This is a genomic window from candidate division KSB1 bacterium (assembly GCA_034505495.1).
Taxonomy (GTDB): domain Bacteria; phylum Zhuqueibacterota; class Zhuqueibacteria; order Residuimicrobiales; family Krinioviventaceae; genus Fontimicrobium_A.
The window spans coordinates 1-15,438 of the sequence record JAPDQV010000057.1 but is presented as its reverse complement, the minus strand read 5'-3'; the positions used below and the strand labels follow the sequence as shown (position 1 = coordinate 15,438).

Here is a 15,438-nt window from a genome sequence, read left to right as displayed (position 1 = left end):
TGTAAAGAGCCTCTCTCTGCAAAGGCGTCAGCTTGGTTCTCTTGTGAATGACCATGGGATTTCCTCCTTAATGGATTAGTTATGCAACTGTAGCAAGTTAGGAAATCCCGATAACTTTAAACAACGCGAAGTTAACTTACAGATAAATTATCGAGTTATAACGGCGACGTGCTGAAGCGATGACTCCTTAAAGCCGATAGCATTCCGGTCGACGGTCGGCAATCAGATCGTTCCAGGGATTGATTCGCTTATCTATGGCAGCAGTGGGATCGATGTCGACGGCCGTCACATAGGGGCGATCGACCGGAGCCGAGGCAAGCACATCTCCGTTCGGCGCCGTGATTTGGCTGCCGCCGGTAAAGCACAGGCGCTTGCCGCCGCGCTCCTCCGTTCCGATGCGGTTGGCGGTAACGGCAAACACACGATTTTCCAGACAGCGCGTGATCATGGCGCGTTGGCAATAAGGCAGGACAAGGTTGGCGGGATGGCAAATAATCTGCGCCCCCTGCAGGGCCAGCGAGCGGACGGATTCGGGGAAAAACCAATCGAAACAGATCATCAACCCCAAACAAATCCCGTTGACCGTGACGGTAGAGAAAGGTCGGTCACCCGGGCTGAACCACTTTTTTTCTTCCAGAAAAAGATGCACCTTGCGGTAGACGGCCTGCACTCCCCTTTCGTCTACCAGAACGGCGGAATTATAAATTCGGTCGTCATGCCGCTCCGGCAGGCCGCCGACGATGAGGCCGCGCTTTTCCCGTGCGATATCCAGCAGCCGCCGAGTCGTCGGCCCCTGCGGAATCGGCTCGGCAAGCTCCAGAACTTCCTCATGAGAGCAGAACAAATACCCGCTGCTGAACAGCTCGGGCAGGACGTAGAGGTCGGCCTCTGTGCAGCAGATGAGTGCTTCGGCAGCCGAAAGATTCTCTTCCACGCGGCCGAAAACAGGATCCGTCTGCACAAAGGCGACGCGCATGGAATTCCCCCGAAAAGATGAAATTATTGCACGGTGTAGACTGCGGACAGCAGCTCTTCCGAGTTGCCGCCGACCATGATCTCGAACTCGCCCGGCTCGACGACGCGTTGCATGGCTTCGTTGTAAAACGCCAATTTTTCCGGCGTCAGAACAAACTCGACGGTTCGGCTTTCGCCCGGCTTTAAGGTGATGCGCTGAAAATCGCGCAGCTCCTTGATCGGCCGCGTAACCGAGGCCACTTTGTCGTGAATATAGAGCTGCACCACCTCGTCGCCGGCTCGACTGCCGGTGTTGGTGACGCGCACCGACACTTTGACCTTGGTGCCCACGCCGCCGACGGTCGGATCAAGGCGCAGATCCTCATAGCGGAACGTCGTATAGCTCAAACCGAACCCGAAGGGAAAAAGCGGCGTGTTCTGATCGAACAAATAGCCGCGGTTGGCGGACGGCTTTTTGTAATAGTAGGCAGGCAGATGCCCGACCGAACGCGGATAAGTAATCGGCAGCTTGCCGCCGGGATTGACGTCGCCGAATAAAATGTCGGCGACGACATGGCCGGTCTCTTCGCCCAAATACCAGATATCGAGAATGGCGGCGACCTCATCGAGGATCGGCGTGAGATCGATCGGTCGGCCGTGGTTGAGCACGACGACGATCGGCTTGCCTGTTGCGGCCAGGGCATGAATGAGATCGTTCTGTTGACCGACCAGCTTGAGATCAGGTCGGTCGCCGAGGTGGTCGGCCTTCCAGGCTTCACGGCAGGTCTGTTCATTGTCGCCGATGCAGGCCACAATGACGTCCGCTTCCGCAGCAACGCGAACCGCCTCGGCAATCAGTTGCCGATTCAGCTCGGGACTGGCAGGAATCACTTCATCGGCGAACCAGCTGGCATAACCCTCAGTGATGCGGCAGCCCTCGGCATAGACGACCTCAACCTTTCCCTTCAGCTTTTCCTGCAGCCCATCCAGGATCGGCACGCCGACGCGCGGCTCGTCTGTATAGCCGCCCAGGTGAATGTCGGCGGCGTTTGGACCGACTACGGCCAGCCGTTTGATTTTTTGCATATCCAATGGCAACAGACCGTTTGCGTTTTTGAGTAAAATGGCGGCTTTTTCTCCGGCGCGGCGCGCCAACTGGCGATGCGCTTCGCAACGGGTAATGCGTTCGGCGAGATCGGGATCGGTGTAGGGGTGTTCGAACAGACCCAGTTCAAACTTGAGGCGCAAAATGCGCTCCACCGCTTTGTCAAGAACCGCTTCATCCAATTTGCCGGAGGCAATCAACTCTTGTAAAAGCGGATAGCAGTTCATATCGGGCAGCTCGCTGTCGACGCCTGCGGTCAAGGCCTTTACGGCGCATTCGGCCTTGTCGGCGGCTACGTGATGCAGCTCCTCGAGCTGCTCGACGGCATAGTAATCCGAAACCACGATGCCGCGGAACCCCCACTCCTCGCGCAGAATCCGCTGCAGCAGCCAATGATTTTGGTGGCAGGGCACGCCGTCGATTTCATGATAGGCGGCCATGATCGCCTTGACGCCCTCGCGCTTGACGGCGATTTCAAAGGGATAGAGAAACACCTCGCGCATCATGCGCTCCGGAAAGGAAGCCGGACCGCAGTTGGTGCCGTTTTCGGGCTGACCGTGCGCGGCAAAATGCTTGGCGGTTGCCGCCACGTGCCGCTCATCGATCCGGCCTTTTTCGCCCTGAAAACCGCGGATTGCAGCCGCGCCTATTTCGGCGACAAGGTAGGGATCCTCTCCGAACGTCTCCTCTACTCTGCCCCAGCGAGGATCGCGGGCGACATCCAGCACCGGCGTCAGAACGTGCTGAGCGCCGCGCACGCGAATTTCGGCGGCAATCGTTTCGTAAACCTGCCGCACCAAATCGACATCCCATGTGGAAGCCAGGGCGATCGCCTGGGGAAAATTCGTAGCTCCGGGCGCCTGCTGTCCGTGCAGCGCCTCTTCGTGAAAAAGAATGGGAATGCCGAGCCGTGTCTTTTCGACCGCAAAGCGCTGTATGGCGTTGGCGAATTCGGCGTTCTTGCGCGGACCGAGATTGGGACCGAGCCGCGTCTCGCTCGGCCGGCAGACAATGCCCATGCCGTTTGCCAACAGCGGCTTGGCCTTTTCTTCGTCGAATGCGCCATCGGAAATAAACTGCGCCTTTAACAACCAAATCGATAAAACTTGGGCGACCTTTTCCTGCAGGGTCATTCTCGCCATGAGGTCTTCAAGTCTCTGATCTATCGGCAGCTCCGGATTCTGATAGGGGTATTTCTGCGTCATATTCCTCCTCAAACGAAAAAGCCGATTGAGAAATCGGCTTTATTATTATTCAATGACCACGTGATTTCTTAGCACCCCCAGCCCCTCAATTGAGGCCTCGACAACGTCTCCGGGTTCCAACGCGCCTACACCGGCAGGCGTTCCGGTACAGATAATGTCCCCCGGGAAAAGAGTGATATATCGGCTGATGTAGGAGATGATGCGCGGAATTTGGTTGATCATTCGATTGGTGTTGGCTTTTTGGCGAATCTGGCCGTTGACCGTCAATTGAATTTCTAGCTCATGCGGATCCTCAACGGCATCGGCGGGAACCAGATAGGGTCCCATCGGCAAAAAGGTGTCCAGTCCCTTGCAGAAAGTCCATGCCAAACCCTTGATCATGGCTTCGCGCTGGAGGGCACGGGCGCTGACGTCATTGGCAATGGAATAGCCGACGACGACCTCCATGGCATCGTCTTCGGAGATTCGCTTGGCCGTTTTGCCGATGACGACGGCCAATTCGACTTCATGATCGACACGCCCGATCCCCATTGGGATCCGTATGTTACCTTCGTGCGGCACAAGAGCTGACGGCAGCTTGGAAAAGAAGAACGGTGCTTCGGGAACGGTGTTCTGCAGCTCCGCAGCATGTTCCGCATAGTTACGGCCAAGGCAAAGAACCTTAGGCGGCCGCTGAATGGGCACATCGTAAGTAAAATCGCCGGTGATGACCAAATCATCCAGACCGCGCTTTGCCTTCACCTCTTCGATAACTTCGGTGATCAGCTTGCGCGAAAAATTCTCCATTTCGATCATCAACTGGATGAAATGATAATCGGGGGTGTGCGGCGACTTGCGAAGTTCCTTAAAAATGCTCCAAATCCGCGTGAAATCGAGACGCTTTTCCTCATAAACCACACCTACGCGCGGTTCCCCCTTGGCGGTCTGGTAGCAGAATACAAACATTTCGATCCTCGATAGTTTTCAGCCGAATAAAAGTATACATTTCTTTTCAAAAAAACAAGAAGCACTTTAGCATTTTGGAAAAAATTTTTTATAAACAACTTGATTTTAATTCCTACGGGCACTATATTCGTAATACGATATATCGAATTACGATATTATTTGGAGAAGCCGAGATGGAAGGCGATCTGGAAAAGCGGTTTGCCAAAGCGTTTACTTCGGCCATGCATTCTCTGCATTGCCTCGCCGGAAAGATTATGAAAAGCAGCGCAATCCCATTGGCTCAATATCGCCTGTTGATGCTGCTGCGCGAAAAGGGAGCGTTGACGGTCGGAGAAATATCAACATTTTTGGGTATCGCGCAATCCACAGCCAGCGAGCTCTGTTCACGTGCTTTGGAGAGCGGCCGATTGCAGCGTCAAATCGATCAAAATGATGCAAGAAAGGTGGTCTTTTCGCTATCGGATTCGGCGCGAAAGCTCCTTCGCGCCCGAAGAAGACAGATGGAAAAAATCTATCATACGGTTCTCGATAATCTTTCTCCTGAACAACAGCAACAGCTGGTCACTGCTTTCGAAACAATTGCCCAATTGTTGGACGTCAAAACCATTCAACGAGGATAGATGCTCATGACAACCTGTTATCGTAAACTGAGTTTTTTCGTTCTGCTCGCCGCCTTTGAGGCTCTACAAGGTCAGACGCAGCTGACACTTCAAGGGTGCCTGCAGGAAGCTTATCAAAACAGCAATCTGCTGCGGGCCGCCGATTATACGCTTGCCGCTTCCGAAGAGCGGCTGCAGCAGTCTACGAATCGACGCCTGCCCACGCTGGCCGGAAGGGGCAGTTATCTGCGTATTGGCAAAATCTCCTCTTTTTCGGTGCCGATGGGCCCCGGCGGACCGGTGCGCGAATTCAGATTCGGCACGCCCAACCGCATTAACGGCGACATTTCTCTAAACGTACCGATCTTTACTTGGGGCAGCCTGCAGGCGCAGATCGATGCCGCCCGGCTGGGTGTTAAAATGAGCGAAGAGGATCGCCGGCAAAAGGCGCTTGAGGTAACCGATCAGGTCCTGCGCGCCTTTTATACCGTTCTGCTCAATCAGGAGGCGTTGCGGACAGCCCAACTCCAGTTCGAGCGGGCGGAAAAAAATGCCAAGGCTGCGCAGGAACGGTTTGCCGCCGGCTACGCGCCAAAGCTGGAAAGCCTGCGCGCCGAAGTGCAACGTTCCAACGCCCTGGCGCAATTGGAAGAAGCCCGCAGCGCCTATGAAAAAAGTATTCTCTGGCTGGCCAAAACCATCGGACATGAAGGGGAAACGCTGACCGTCTCCGGCAAGCTGGAATTCAAGCCGACAGCGATCAATGCCGATACTTTGATCAGCAGAGCGCTCGAACGCCGAATCGATCTAAAGCTGCTCGATCTGCAGCGGCAAACGACCGCGCGTCAGGCGGACATCATTGCCGCCTCTCTGCGACCGGCTTTGAGCGGCGTTGCCTCCTATTCGATCCAAAACGGCTTCTCGCCGATGGATCCGGAAAAGTTTGTCGACAACTGGAATGTCGGGGTGCAGCTATCATTCCCCTTCTTCGACGGCTTTCAGACGAGACATCGCCTGCAGGAAATCGAAAAACAGATGACGGCTCTGAGCTATCAGCAAAAAGAGATTCGCGAGCTCGTTGCCGTTCAAATTCGCCAAACCGTGGCGACTTTGAAAAGCGCCGAGCAGAGAGTCCTTACGCAAAAGGAAAGCAGGCTGCTTGCGCAGGAGTCCCTGCAAAGCGCCGAACTGCAATACGAGAAAGGGACCATTTCATCTCTCGACCTGCTTGCAGCGCAGCAGCAGTTGGCGGAGACCGAGCTGGCGGAGCTTCGGGCGCTCTTTGGTCACATTACCGCCAAGATCGATCTCTGCCGCGCCGTCGGCGATTACTCTCTATTTGAGTTCAATCCTTAACCTTGCACACCACAAAAAACGAATCCAATGGAGTTGACCATGAAAAAAGCAATCGTTTTTATTACCATCTTTTTCGGGTTGTTGCCGGTCGGATGCAATAAAAAACAATCTGAACCGGCCGGTTTGAACGAGCCGATACCTGTTCGGGTTGCCTTCCCGACAATACGAGAGATTGCGGAACGGCTCGTGCTCAACGGCACGGCAGAGAGCCTCCGCAGTGTAGAAGTGTTTGCGGAGGTAACGGGCAATGTCATCGAAAAGCCGGCGCAGTTGGGCAAGCGTGTGCAAAAAGGCGAGACGCTTGCACGGCTGATGCAGGACGTGCCCGGAATGGTTTTTTCGCCGGTCAACGTCGAGGCGCCCATAAGCGGCATTGTTCTCGGGGATTTTGCCGAAGTGGGGTCCAGGCTTACCCCGCAGCGAGCCTGCTTCAGCATCGGCGCAATCGACACCATTCTGATCAAGGCGCGCCTGTTGGAAAGCGATTTTTCGCGTGTGAAAATCGGCGCCGTTTGCAAAGTCACTGCCGATGCTCTCCCGAACGCAACCTTTAACGGCCGACTGCGCAAAATAGCGCCGATCATAGATTCACGATCGCGTACGGCCGTTGCCGAAATCATCCTTCCCAACTCTGCCGGCAGATTGTTGCCCGGCATGGCGGTCAAATGCGAGTTTGCGGTCGGCAGCCGACGTGCCTTGACCGTACCGCTCGATGCCGTGACGCGTCTCGACGCCGACTATCGCCTCGTCAAGGTGGTCGAAGGCCGCGCGCAGTTTATCACCGTTACCGGCGGCGCGATCCTCAACGGCGAAATGGAAGTCCTGGGCAACCTCTCCGCCGACGATCTGGTGGTCGTCTATGGGCAAAACCTGCTTCAGGACGGCAGTCCGGTAAAGATCGTCGAATGAGCGGCTTTCGGTAAGAGCCGAACCGTAAAAAATCAAAGAGCATCTCTAAACCGCTTTTTGAAATCATGGTGAACCAGGTTTGTATTTGTTTACGAGAATCGATCAGGATAGAAAATGAAAATTACGGAAATCAGCATAAATCGGTGGGTCGGCACGGTTTTGGCCGTCTTTGCCGTGGTGATCATGGGATTAATTTCTCTTAGCAATCTGCCGGTCGCGTTTTGGCCGGAGTTTACTGCGCCGTCGCTCATCGTTGTCGCACCCTATCCCGGCGCCTCGCCGGAAGATATCGAGGAAACGATCGTGGAACCGTTGGAGGAGCAGCTCAGCACCATCGACGGCGTGGAAGAATTGGAATCGATCTGCTTTGAAGGGGCGTGCCGCGTCATCGTGCGTTTCGGCTGGGGCGTCGATTTTAAAGAGGCCAAACGGGACGTGCAGGAAAAGACGGCACGGGCGCGCAGCCGTTTTCCGCGCGGAGCGCTGGAACCGACGGTGCTGCAGGTACAGGATTTCATCCCGCCGGGCATCGAAATCGGCTTTTATTCCGACAAAAGAAGTCTGGAAGAGGTGCGCGAATTCCTCGAGACAAAAGTCAAGAACCGCATTCTGCGTTTGGAAAACGTGGCGGCAGTCCAGATCGTCGGCGGTTTCGAGCGTCAAGTCCGCGTCGCCGTGGATCCGCAAAAGCTCAATCTCTACGGGCTGACCATGCCGCAGATTAATGCCGCCTTGGCTTCGGCCAATTTGGACCTTGCGGCAGGCAAAAACGAAATCGGCGCCAAGAACTATTATCTGCGCATCAAAGGCAAGTTCGAAAGCCTGGAAGATATTCGCAACGAGGTCATCAAAACCGCTGAAGAGGCTCCGATTCGTCTGCGCGACATTGCCTCGGTGGAATGGGCGCAAAAGGAACAGACATCCATCAGCCGCCTGAACGGCCGCGAAATCGTCGGTTTATCTGTGCGGGAAAAGAGCGGCGGCAATACGGTCGCCATGGTGGACGAGGTGCTCAAGGAATTGGCCGCCGTGCAAAAAATTTTGCCGCCCGACATTAAAGTCTCGATTATTCGTGAACAGGCCGGTTTTATCAAGCAGTCGATTAAAAATGTGGTCAGCAACGCCGCCATTGGTGCAGTTCTGGCAGGCATCATCATTTTTATCTTTCTCGGCAGCATCCGCAATACATTAGTGATTGCCCTTTCGATTCCCATTTCGATCATCGGCACTTTTCTCTTAATCGACCAGTTCGGCTTGACCATCAATACGATTTCGTTGGGCGGCCTGGCACTGGGCGTCGGCATGATCGTCGACGCCTCGATCGTCGTGCTGGAGAACATCTACCGGAGGCTGCAGCAGGAACGTACGGTCGACCGAAAAAAAGAGATCGTTGCCGCTACCGCCGAGGTCGGCTCAGCCATCACCTCGTCGACGCTGACGTCCATCGTCGTCTTTTTGCCGATGGTCTTTTTGGTGGGACTCTTTTCCGTCCTACTCGGCGAGCTTGCTTTGACGGTTGTCTTTTCGCTTTCTCTATCGATCATTGTGGCGTTGACCGTCGTGCCGATGCTCAGCGACAAGTTTCTCATTATCCGCCATAAAAAACACGGCGCCGGTGAAAGAATCGGCTTTTGGCAGGTTCTGCTCTATCGTTACGAGTTGTTGTTGCGGGCAGCTTTGCGCCGACCTATTTTAGTGATTTTGGCCGCTTTTCTCCTGACGGCCGGGGTCGTCGCCGCAATCCTGCCGCGCCTGGACGTGCAGATGCTGCCGTCGACCAACGAGGGCGAGTTCCGCATTGATGTCACGATGCAGGAGGGTACGCGCCTGGCCGTTACCGATGCGACTGTCAAGGAGATCGAGGCGTATTTAAGCAATCAGCCGGAGGTGGAGTCGGTCTATGCCATTGTCGGCCTAACCGCCGGCGTCAGCGATCCTAAGACCAATGTCGCCAACCTTTCGGTGCGGTTAAAGCCGGATGAGGCGAAGAAAATCGCCGAAGTGATGGATCGGACAAGACAGGCGTGGCGCGGACTTGCCGGAGCCAAAATCGTCATCAAACAGGTTACGGCGACTGAAGGCATGCAGCGCGAGCCGGTGAACGTGCGCATAGTCGGAGATGATCTCAATGTCTTGCGGCAAACAGCGCAGGAGGCGATGAACCGCATCCGTTCCATCCCCGGCCTCGTCAACCTCACCAGCACGCTCGAAGAGAATCTGCCGGAATTTCATCTGCGCATTCGCCGCGACAGAGCTGCAGAGCTGGGCATTTCTTCAAGTGCGGTTTCTTCCCTAATTGCTCAGGCATTTCAGAGGAACGAAGTTACCCGTTTTAGTCCGGGAAGCAAAGAGTATGAAATCAACGTGCAGATTGCCGAGGACCAACTGACCGAAATCGAGGAGCTGTTGGAGCTGCCGGTGCCCAGCGTCAACGGCCAGGTCTACCCTCTGCGCGCCGTCGTCGATATGGAGCTCAGCCGGAGTGCAGGCGAAATTCATCGTTTCGATCAGCAGCGCGTCGTCATCATCACGGCGGACGTCAGCGGAGCCTCGGAACAGGCGGTCCGGCGGCAAGTCAGGGAGCGTCTCAAATCCTTGCCTCTGCCGCCCGATTACTACTTGGCGTACGGCGGTCAGTCCAAAGGCATTGCCGATTCGTTCCGCAGCCTTTTAATTGCCCTGGTTACCGCCGTCTTTTTGGTTTATGTGGTGATGGGCGCTCAGTTCAACTCGTTCAGCCAGCCGTTGATCATCGCCATGACCATCCCCCCCGCTTTGATAGGCGTATTCGGCGGCTTGTGGATTTTCGGAGCGTCCCTCAGCATGAATGCTCTTTTGGGCATGATCATGCTGGTCGGCATTGTCGTCAACAACGGCATTTTGCTGGTCGATTTCATTAATCAGAGTCGGGCGCGCGGCGTCGAAAAAATCGACGCCGTTGTGGAGGCAGGAGTTACGCGCGTCAGACCGATCCTCATGACGGCACTGACCACCATTTTCGGCATGCTGCCGATCGCTCTGGGACTCGGCAAGGGCGGCGAAACGCTGCAGCCGCTCGGCGCCGTTGTGGCCGGTGGCTTGTTTACCTCGACGTTTCTCACCCTGCTGGTCGTTCCCAGCATTTACATGCTGTTGACCAAAGGTCCGAAAAGGTTAAAGAGATAAGCGATAATAGAACGCCCGCTCTCGCGTTATGGGAGCGGGCTTTATTTCGCCTGCTCACCCAGCTCGACCATGACTCGGCGCACGATGCTGACGAGTCGCTCGCTGAGTTGCTGATAGTTTTCGTCGATTTTTTGAAACTCGGGATGTTGGTCGTACCAGGCGATGATTTCTTTTGCCCCCTCGCGAAAGGGAATTTCGCAGCGAAATTCCGGCACAAATCGCCTGATCTTGCGATTGTCAAAGATCATTGAATGCATTTTGTCGCCGAGCAGGCCGGCACCGATATTTGGATCCAAGGCGGCGATCCATTCCGAGGGCACATGAACGGCCTCCAGCGACGCTCCTGCGGCATCTGCCAGGATCTCGTAGATCTGATTCCACGTCAGCCACTCCTCGGAAGTGATGTGAAACGCTTCGCCGACGGCATCCTCACGTCCAAGCAGACCGACGAATCCCTTGGCAAAGTCGCGATGATGCGTCAGCGTCCAGATTGAGGTGCCGTCGCCGTGAATGATGACCGGCAGGCCGCGGCGCATCCGGTCGATGGTCGTCCAGCCGCCGCGGCAGGGCAGCATCGTTTTATCATAGGTGTGCGAGGGCCGCACAATGGTCACCGGAAACCCTTCTTTGCGCCTCGCCTGTTCCAAGCGGCGCTCACAGGCAATCTTGTCGCGCGAGTACTGCCAATAGGGGTTTTCCAAGGGGGTGTCTTCGGTCACCGGCAGGACGGCGGGCGGCGTCTGGTATACAGAGGCCGAGCTGATAAAGATGAACTGACGGCATCGGCCGCGGAAAGCCAGCAGATCCAGCTCGATATCGGCAGGCGTATAGGCGATCCAGTCGACGACCACATCGAAAAATTGATTTTCAACGACGTTCTGCAGCTGTCGGGGATCGCGGGCATTTACATGAACGACTTGAGCGCGCGGCGGCGCCGGCCGAATCGACTTGCCGCGATTGAACAATACCACCTCAATTCCCTTTTCGATTGCCGCCTCGGTACAAGCCGAGCTGATGACCCCCGTTCCACCAATGAATAATATCCGCACTTTATTCTCCTTGAGAATCTTTATTGTTGCGCATTCATCAAAATAACAAATGAGCACATTTTCTACAAGGTCGGAGGTTAAATGAAATATTATTTTTCCAAGACTCTTCAAACCTCTTTTGATCAAGCGCTTCATCAGGTTACGGAAGCATTAAAAAAAGAGGGTTTTGGGGTCATCAGCACGATAAACGTACAGCAGGCAATGAAAGACAAACTGGGAGTCGACTTTCGGCCCTACATCATTCTCGGCGCCTGTAATCCGCCTTATGCCTACAAGGCGCTCAGCCTGGAAGATAAAATCGGCGTTTTTTTGCCCTGCAACGTCATTATTCAGCAGCGGGATGACGCTACTGTTGAGGTTGCCGCTGTTGATCCCTTTGCCTCGATGCAGGCGGTAGAGAATTCAGCGTTGGCGGAAATAGCCGGCAAGGTTCGGCATAAATTGAAAAACGTTATTGAGAGTCTGCGCTAAGCAGAGTCCGGCGCTGAACCCCGTTTTTCGAAATAACCATATAAAACGGTGCACAGCAGGATGCCTACGGCGTTTGCCAATGCATCGAAAGGGTTAAAAGAGCGCGTGGGGATAAAGTGCTGGGCTATCTCGAGGAAAGTGCCGTAGAGGAACACGCCGAAAGTGATCGGCAGATTGAAACCAAAACCCCCGAAACCGAGGCATACGGCAACGGCGTAAGCCAGGACGTGCATTTCGAACGCCGAGGGCGTCAGACTCGGCATGTGTCGGGCGGCTTCTGTGTCGTTGGGCAGCAAAGAGAGCCAGGCAATCGCCGATAAAGTCAGAAAAAAAGCAAATCGATAAAGCCGCCTTTTATTGATGTTCATGCCCGCTTCGCCCTTTTGCCGAGCGCAGTATCATCAGCCCGCCGATGACAATCAGAACGATCGGCCAAAACCGGTCGATGCCCTCCCACAATATATCCCACAAATCGCGAATCAACGCCACGGAATCAAGGATAAACAGCGTTCCCAATCCCAAAAAGATGACGGCGGGCACCAGAACTCCCCAGTCGCGCGGGTTGTATATAAAAGAAACGGCAAAGCCGATACCGACGGCAAGGATGATGACCGGCCAGCTTTGCGTCAGCCACAGCTGATCGATGAGGCCGTAATTACGCAGAAAAAAGAAGGCGCCCAGCGCGCCGAAAAAACCGACATTAAAAGCCGAGGGCCGGTGACCAGTCGAAAGCTTGACGGCCGACGTTGCCGCCAGCGCCAACAGCAGAAGCGGATAGATCTGCATCCAACCGAATTCAAAGGCGAAAAAGCGGTCGGCAGTCAGACCGATGCCGATCAGGATACACAACACGCCCAAAACAATCGAGGAAGAGGATCTCATGCAGGGTCTCCTTTCAGTTGGAATCTTTCCGTCAGCTTTCCACGGGCTCTTCAGGGACGGCCAAGGCCAAGACCAGATAGATGCCGACTCCCAGCCAGAAGCCGGTCAGCAGCGCAAGACCGATAAAAGCGATGCGGATGAGCGAGGGATCGACCTGGAGGTGCTCGGCAATGCCGCCGCACACACCGGCGATCATGCGGTATCGGCGGCTGCGCGAGAACCTTAGCTTTGATCCGCCTTGAGGAGCAGAGTCGTCACCGCGAACACCGCGAAGAATTAAAAGCAAGCCGGCAAAAATAAAGATGCTTTGCCAGAAAAAATGGCGAATGCTGTGCCATAAGTGCCAAGGCCATTTAAAGGGAAACCAAGGAAAGCGTTGATGCATCAAAAAATATAAACCAATAGCAATCAAAGCGACGCCGAAATACAGCGACCATTCTGACGATTTTTGCTCCTGTTTTTCAGTAATTTCCGAAGACTCTTTCTGCGGGATCATGGCCATGCAGAGCAGATACACCAGCAATCCGACACCGTTCATAAGCGTGAGAACCACCCAAACCAGACGGATGACGGTTGCATCGACCCCGAAATATTCGGCGATTCCAGCACATACACCGCCGACCATGCGGTCCTGCGAAGATCGATAGAGCTTTTTCATTTCGCCGCTCATGCTCGGCCTCCTTTTCTTTGATTCCTCGATCCGGTCGGTAATACGGAACGGCAAAAACGAGGTTTCATTTTCTCTCCTGCTTGTCTTCCGCCTTTCCGGTCATGGGCACAAAACGCACAGGCAACAGATTCCTTTTGTTGACCTTTCCTTCCTGTTTGGTCAACAGCACCAAATTCTGGGAGAAACGGCCGAGCGGCAATATCATACGGCCTCCTTCGCCGAGCTGTTCGACCAACGGTTGCGGAATTTCCTCAGGTGCCGCAGTCAGGATGATGGCGTCGAACGGCGCGGCTTCCGGCCAGCCTGCATAGCCGTCACCGCAGCGCACGCTGACGTTGGCATATCCCAATTGCTGCAGCCGTTGAGCGGCTTCGCGACAGAGAGGCTCGACGATTTCGATGCTGTAAACCTGACCGGCTATCTCCGCCAATACCGCAGCTTGGTAGCCTGAACCGGTGCCGATCTCCAGTACCTTCTCGCCGCCTTTGAGGTGAAGCGCCTCCGTCATATAGGCGACGATGTACGGCTGCGAAATGGTCTGGCCGTAACCGATGGGAAGCGGAAAGTCCTCGTACGCATCATCTCTGTAGGTCGCCGGCACAAACTCGTGACGAGGAACGCGCAGCATGGCCTGCAGAACCTTGGGATCGCTTACCCCGCGGGCCTTGATCTGAAACTGCACCATCTTTTCGCGCTGCTTCTGCAGCTCTTCCATGGAAGGTTGCCGATCTTTCATTTTCCCGTCTCCATTGCCAAGCGAGCAAAGCACAAACAACAGCACGCCGCATCCGATCCCCCATTTTTTTGTAATGAAGCGACGATTCATCTTTGACAATCTCCTGATTTACCACGATGCAAATCAGCGTTTTCGAATCAGGTCTTCAGAATAAGTCCGATTGGCCCCCTCGACCTGTACGGCAAACCTGCCGTTCTTTTGCAGCGGCAAAGAAATCTTGTGCTGAAAAGGCACGGTCATCATGATGACGATCTGGTCGCGCCGGTAATTCAGCCATGGAATGACAGTGATTCGGTTGCCTTTGCGCACAATTTCGACATGGTCGAGGCTGTAGGCAGGACTCGGCAGTTGGCCGAAAATCTCCAGCACCGCCTCTTTTCCGTTCGGCGCCTCGGTGACGCGTATGGAATCGATCGGCGCGCGAACGAGGGCGGGGTTTCGGGCCGAATTGTCAACTCGTCGGCCGCACAGTGCCGCGCAGACGAATACAAAAATCAAAAAAGCTTTCATTAAATTGAGCTGCATTTCCGGCTGTTTGGTCACGATTTTAATCGTAAAGAACCTTGCCGATTCATGGCGCTGTTATCATTTTTCCAAATTTATTTCCTCAACCGATTCATATAATCTATGCCATTGATTTTGCCTAATTCTGAATTTTGTTCCGTGGTTATGCCCGGAACGGGCGTCAAAATCAACCAAGACAATGCCTTCTTCGATGCATTCCAGAAAACCATCAAAGGAAAATCCGGAAAGCACCAGCAGTTTAACGTATTTAAAGAATTCGCGACCTTTACTAATTTTGGTATCTGCTATTACATAAAAGCAGTTTTTCACTTTTACGCCAATTTCATATCGCAAATCATCTAATCCCCAATACGACTCGGGGTTGAGAGGGCCTAAACCTACCCGACGTTCGACGCTCTCCAGCCATTTGACAATTTCCGGATCGGTGTGGTCGGCCTGATAAGGATCAAAAACAAAACGAAGCCTATATTGACGCCGATCTAAAACCAATCGGAACCCTCGATTCGTATAGCCGGCAGCGCTCGTCGTGGATCTAAAACTCTTTTCATTATCCGGGTATTTCCTGCCTGCCTCTTTATGCTCCCAGCCGTACAGGGGAAGCAACAAAGTCGAAACCAATTTTGAGGCCCTGGGAGAAGGTTCTATGTGTTTGATGGTAATTAAAGAATTAGAGTGCAGCCTTTGACCTTTGAGTTCCCATTCCCGCATATTGGGAATAGGAAGGTTGTTCTCCTTTAATCCGAGCAGAGCTTCCAAAGTATTCCCAACGGCTCCATCATTTCGTGTTGTAATAGTATCCTTAACGCTTTTATGCCATCCTTTTGCACTAATTTTATAGAGAGACTCCAGCAGCTGTTCTTTGGTAAT

Annotated in this window: 15 protein-coding genes; 5 read left to right on the top strand and 10 right to left on the bottom strand. The window is 54.2% G+C overall.

The features are described from left to right. Positions 1-187 precede the first annotated feature (187 nt). The 3 genes from ONB24_14595 to ONB24_14585 are packed head-to-tail and all read right to left on the bottom strand — an operon-like array spanning position 188 to position 3,978. A complete protein-coding gene (locus ONB24_14595) occupies positions 188-976 on the bottom strand; it encodes an acyltransferase (GenBank protein ID MDZ7317339.1) in 789 nt (262 codons plus the stop codon). Positions 977-999: 23 nt separating this feature from the next. Next, the gene (locus ONB24_14590; protein ID MDZ7317338.1) at positions 1,000-3,264 is read right to left on the bottom strand and encodes a glycoside hydrolase family 3 C-terminal domain-containing protein; all 2,265 of its coding nucleotides are present in this window, start codon (positions 3,262-3,264) and stop codon (positions 1,000-1,002) included. A 45-nt stretch (positions 3,265-3,309) separates the two neighbouring features. After that, the gene (locus ONB24_14585) at positions 3,310-3,978 is read right to left on the bottom strand and encodes a fumarylacetoacetate hydrolase family protein (protein ID MDZ7317337.1); all 669 of its coding nucleotides are present in this window, start codon (positions 3,976-3,978) and stop codon (positions 3,310-3,312) included. 404 nt (positions 3,979-4,382) lie between these two features. Here ONB24_14585 and ONB24_14580 point away from each other — a divergent pair, with 404 nt between their 5' ends. The 4 genes from ONB24_14580 (at position 4,383) to ONB24_14565 (ending at position 10,238) form a co-directional block, all read left to right on the top strand. Further along, entirely contained in the window at positions 4,383-4,829 is a 447-nt protein-coding gene (locus tag ONB24_14580; GenBank protein ID MDZ7317336.1) for a MarR family winged helix-turn-helix transcriptional regulator, read from the top strand. 6 nt (positions 4,830-4,835) lie between these two features. Then, on the top strand, positions 4,836-6,164 hold the full coding sequence (locus tag ONB24_14575) for a TolC family protein (protein MDZ7317335.1): 1,329 nt from the start codon (positions 4,836-4,838) through the stop codon (positions 6,162-6,164). Between the two features lie 39 nt (positions 6,165-6,203). Beyond that, the gene (locus ONB24_14570) at positions 6,204-7,073 is read left to right on the top strand and encodes an efflux RND transporter periplasmic adaptor subunit (GenBank protein ID MDZ7317334.1); all 870 of its coding nucleotides are present in this window, start codon (positions 6,204-6,206) and stop codon (positions 7,071-7,073) included. Positions 7,074-7,187: 114 nt separating this feature from the next. Next, complete coding sequence (locus ONB24_14565; protein MDZ7317333.1) at positions 7,188-10,238, top strand: efflux RND transporter permease subunit; 3,051 nt, start codon at positions 7,188-7,190, stop codon at positions 10,236-10,238. Positions 10,239-10,279: 41 nt separating this feature from the next. Here the strand turns inward: ONB24_14565 and ONB24_14560 are convergent, their stop codons facing one another. Then, positions 10,280-11,287 carry an SDR family oxidoreductase gene (locus tag ONB24_14560; protein ID MDZ7317332.1) on the bottom strand — a complete coding sequence of 336 codons (1,008 nt, stop codon included), beginning with the start codon at positions 11,285-11,287 and terminating at the stop codon, positions 10,280-10,282. Between the two features lie 81 nt (positions 11,288-11,368). Between ONB24_14560 and ONB24_14555 the strand changes: the two genes are divergently transcribed. Further along, the gene (locus ONB24_14555; GenBank protein ID MDZ7317331.1) at positions 11,369-11,758 is read left to right on the top strand and encodes a DUF302 domain-containing protein; all 390 of its coding nucleotides are present in this window, start codon (positions 11,369-11,371) and stop codon (positions 11,756-11,758) included. On the opposite strand, the gene ONB24_14550 is transcribed toward ONB24_14555, so the two are convergent. The 6 genes from ONB24_14550 to ONB24_14525 all read right to left on the bottom strand — a co-directional run bounded on the left by ONB24_14550 (position 11,755) and on the right by ONB24_14525 (position 15,438). After that, a complete protein-coding gene (locus ONB24_14550) occupies positions 11,755-12,126 on the bottom strand; it encodes a hypothetical protein (protein MDZ7317330.1) in 372 nt (123 codons plus the stop codon). The genes ONB24_14555 and ONB24_14550 overlap by 4 nt on opposite strands. Further along, entirely contained in the window at positions 12,113-12,640 is a 528-nt protein-coding gene (locus tag ONB24_14545) for a hypothetical protein (protein ID MDZ7317329.1), read from the bottom strand. The genes ONB24_14550 and ONB24_14545 overlap by 14 nt, the downstream gene beginning before the upstream one ends. A 31-nt stretch (positions 12,641-12,671) precedes the next feature. Continuing rightward, a complete protein-coding gene (locus ONB24_14540) occupies positions 12,672-13,310 on the bottom strand; it encodes a PspC domain-containing protein (GenBank protein ID MDZ7317328.1) in 639 nt (212 codons plus the stop codon). A gap of 64 nt (positions 13,311-13,374) precedes the next feature. After that, positions 13,375-14,046, bottom strand: coding sequence for a protein-L-isoaspartate(D-aspartate) O-methyltransferase (locus ONB24_14535; protein ID MDZ7317327.1), 672 nt, complete (start codon positions 14,044-14,046; stop codon positions 13,375-13,377). A gap of 123 nt (positions 14,047-14,169) precedes the next feature. Further along, complete coding sequence (locus ONB24_14530) at positions 14,170-14,556, bottom strand: hypothetical protein (GenBank protein MDZ7317326.1); 387 nt, start codon at positions 14,554-14,556, stop codon at positions 14,170-14,172. A 75-nt stretch (positions 14,557-14,631) separates the two neighbouring features. Continuing rightward, positions 14,632-15,438: an MvaI/BcnI family restriction endonuclease gene (locus ONB24_14525; protein MDZ7317325.1), complete on the bottom strand. Its 807-nt coding sequence runs from the start codon at positions 15,436-15,438 to the stop codon at positions 14,632-14,634.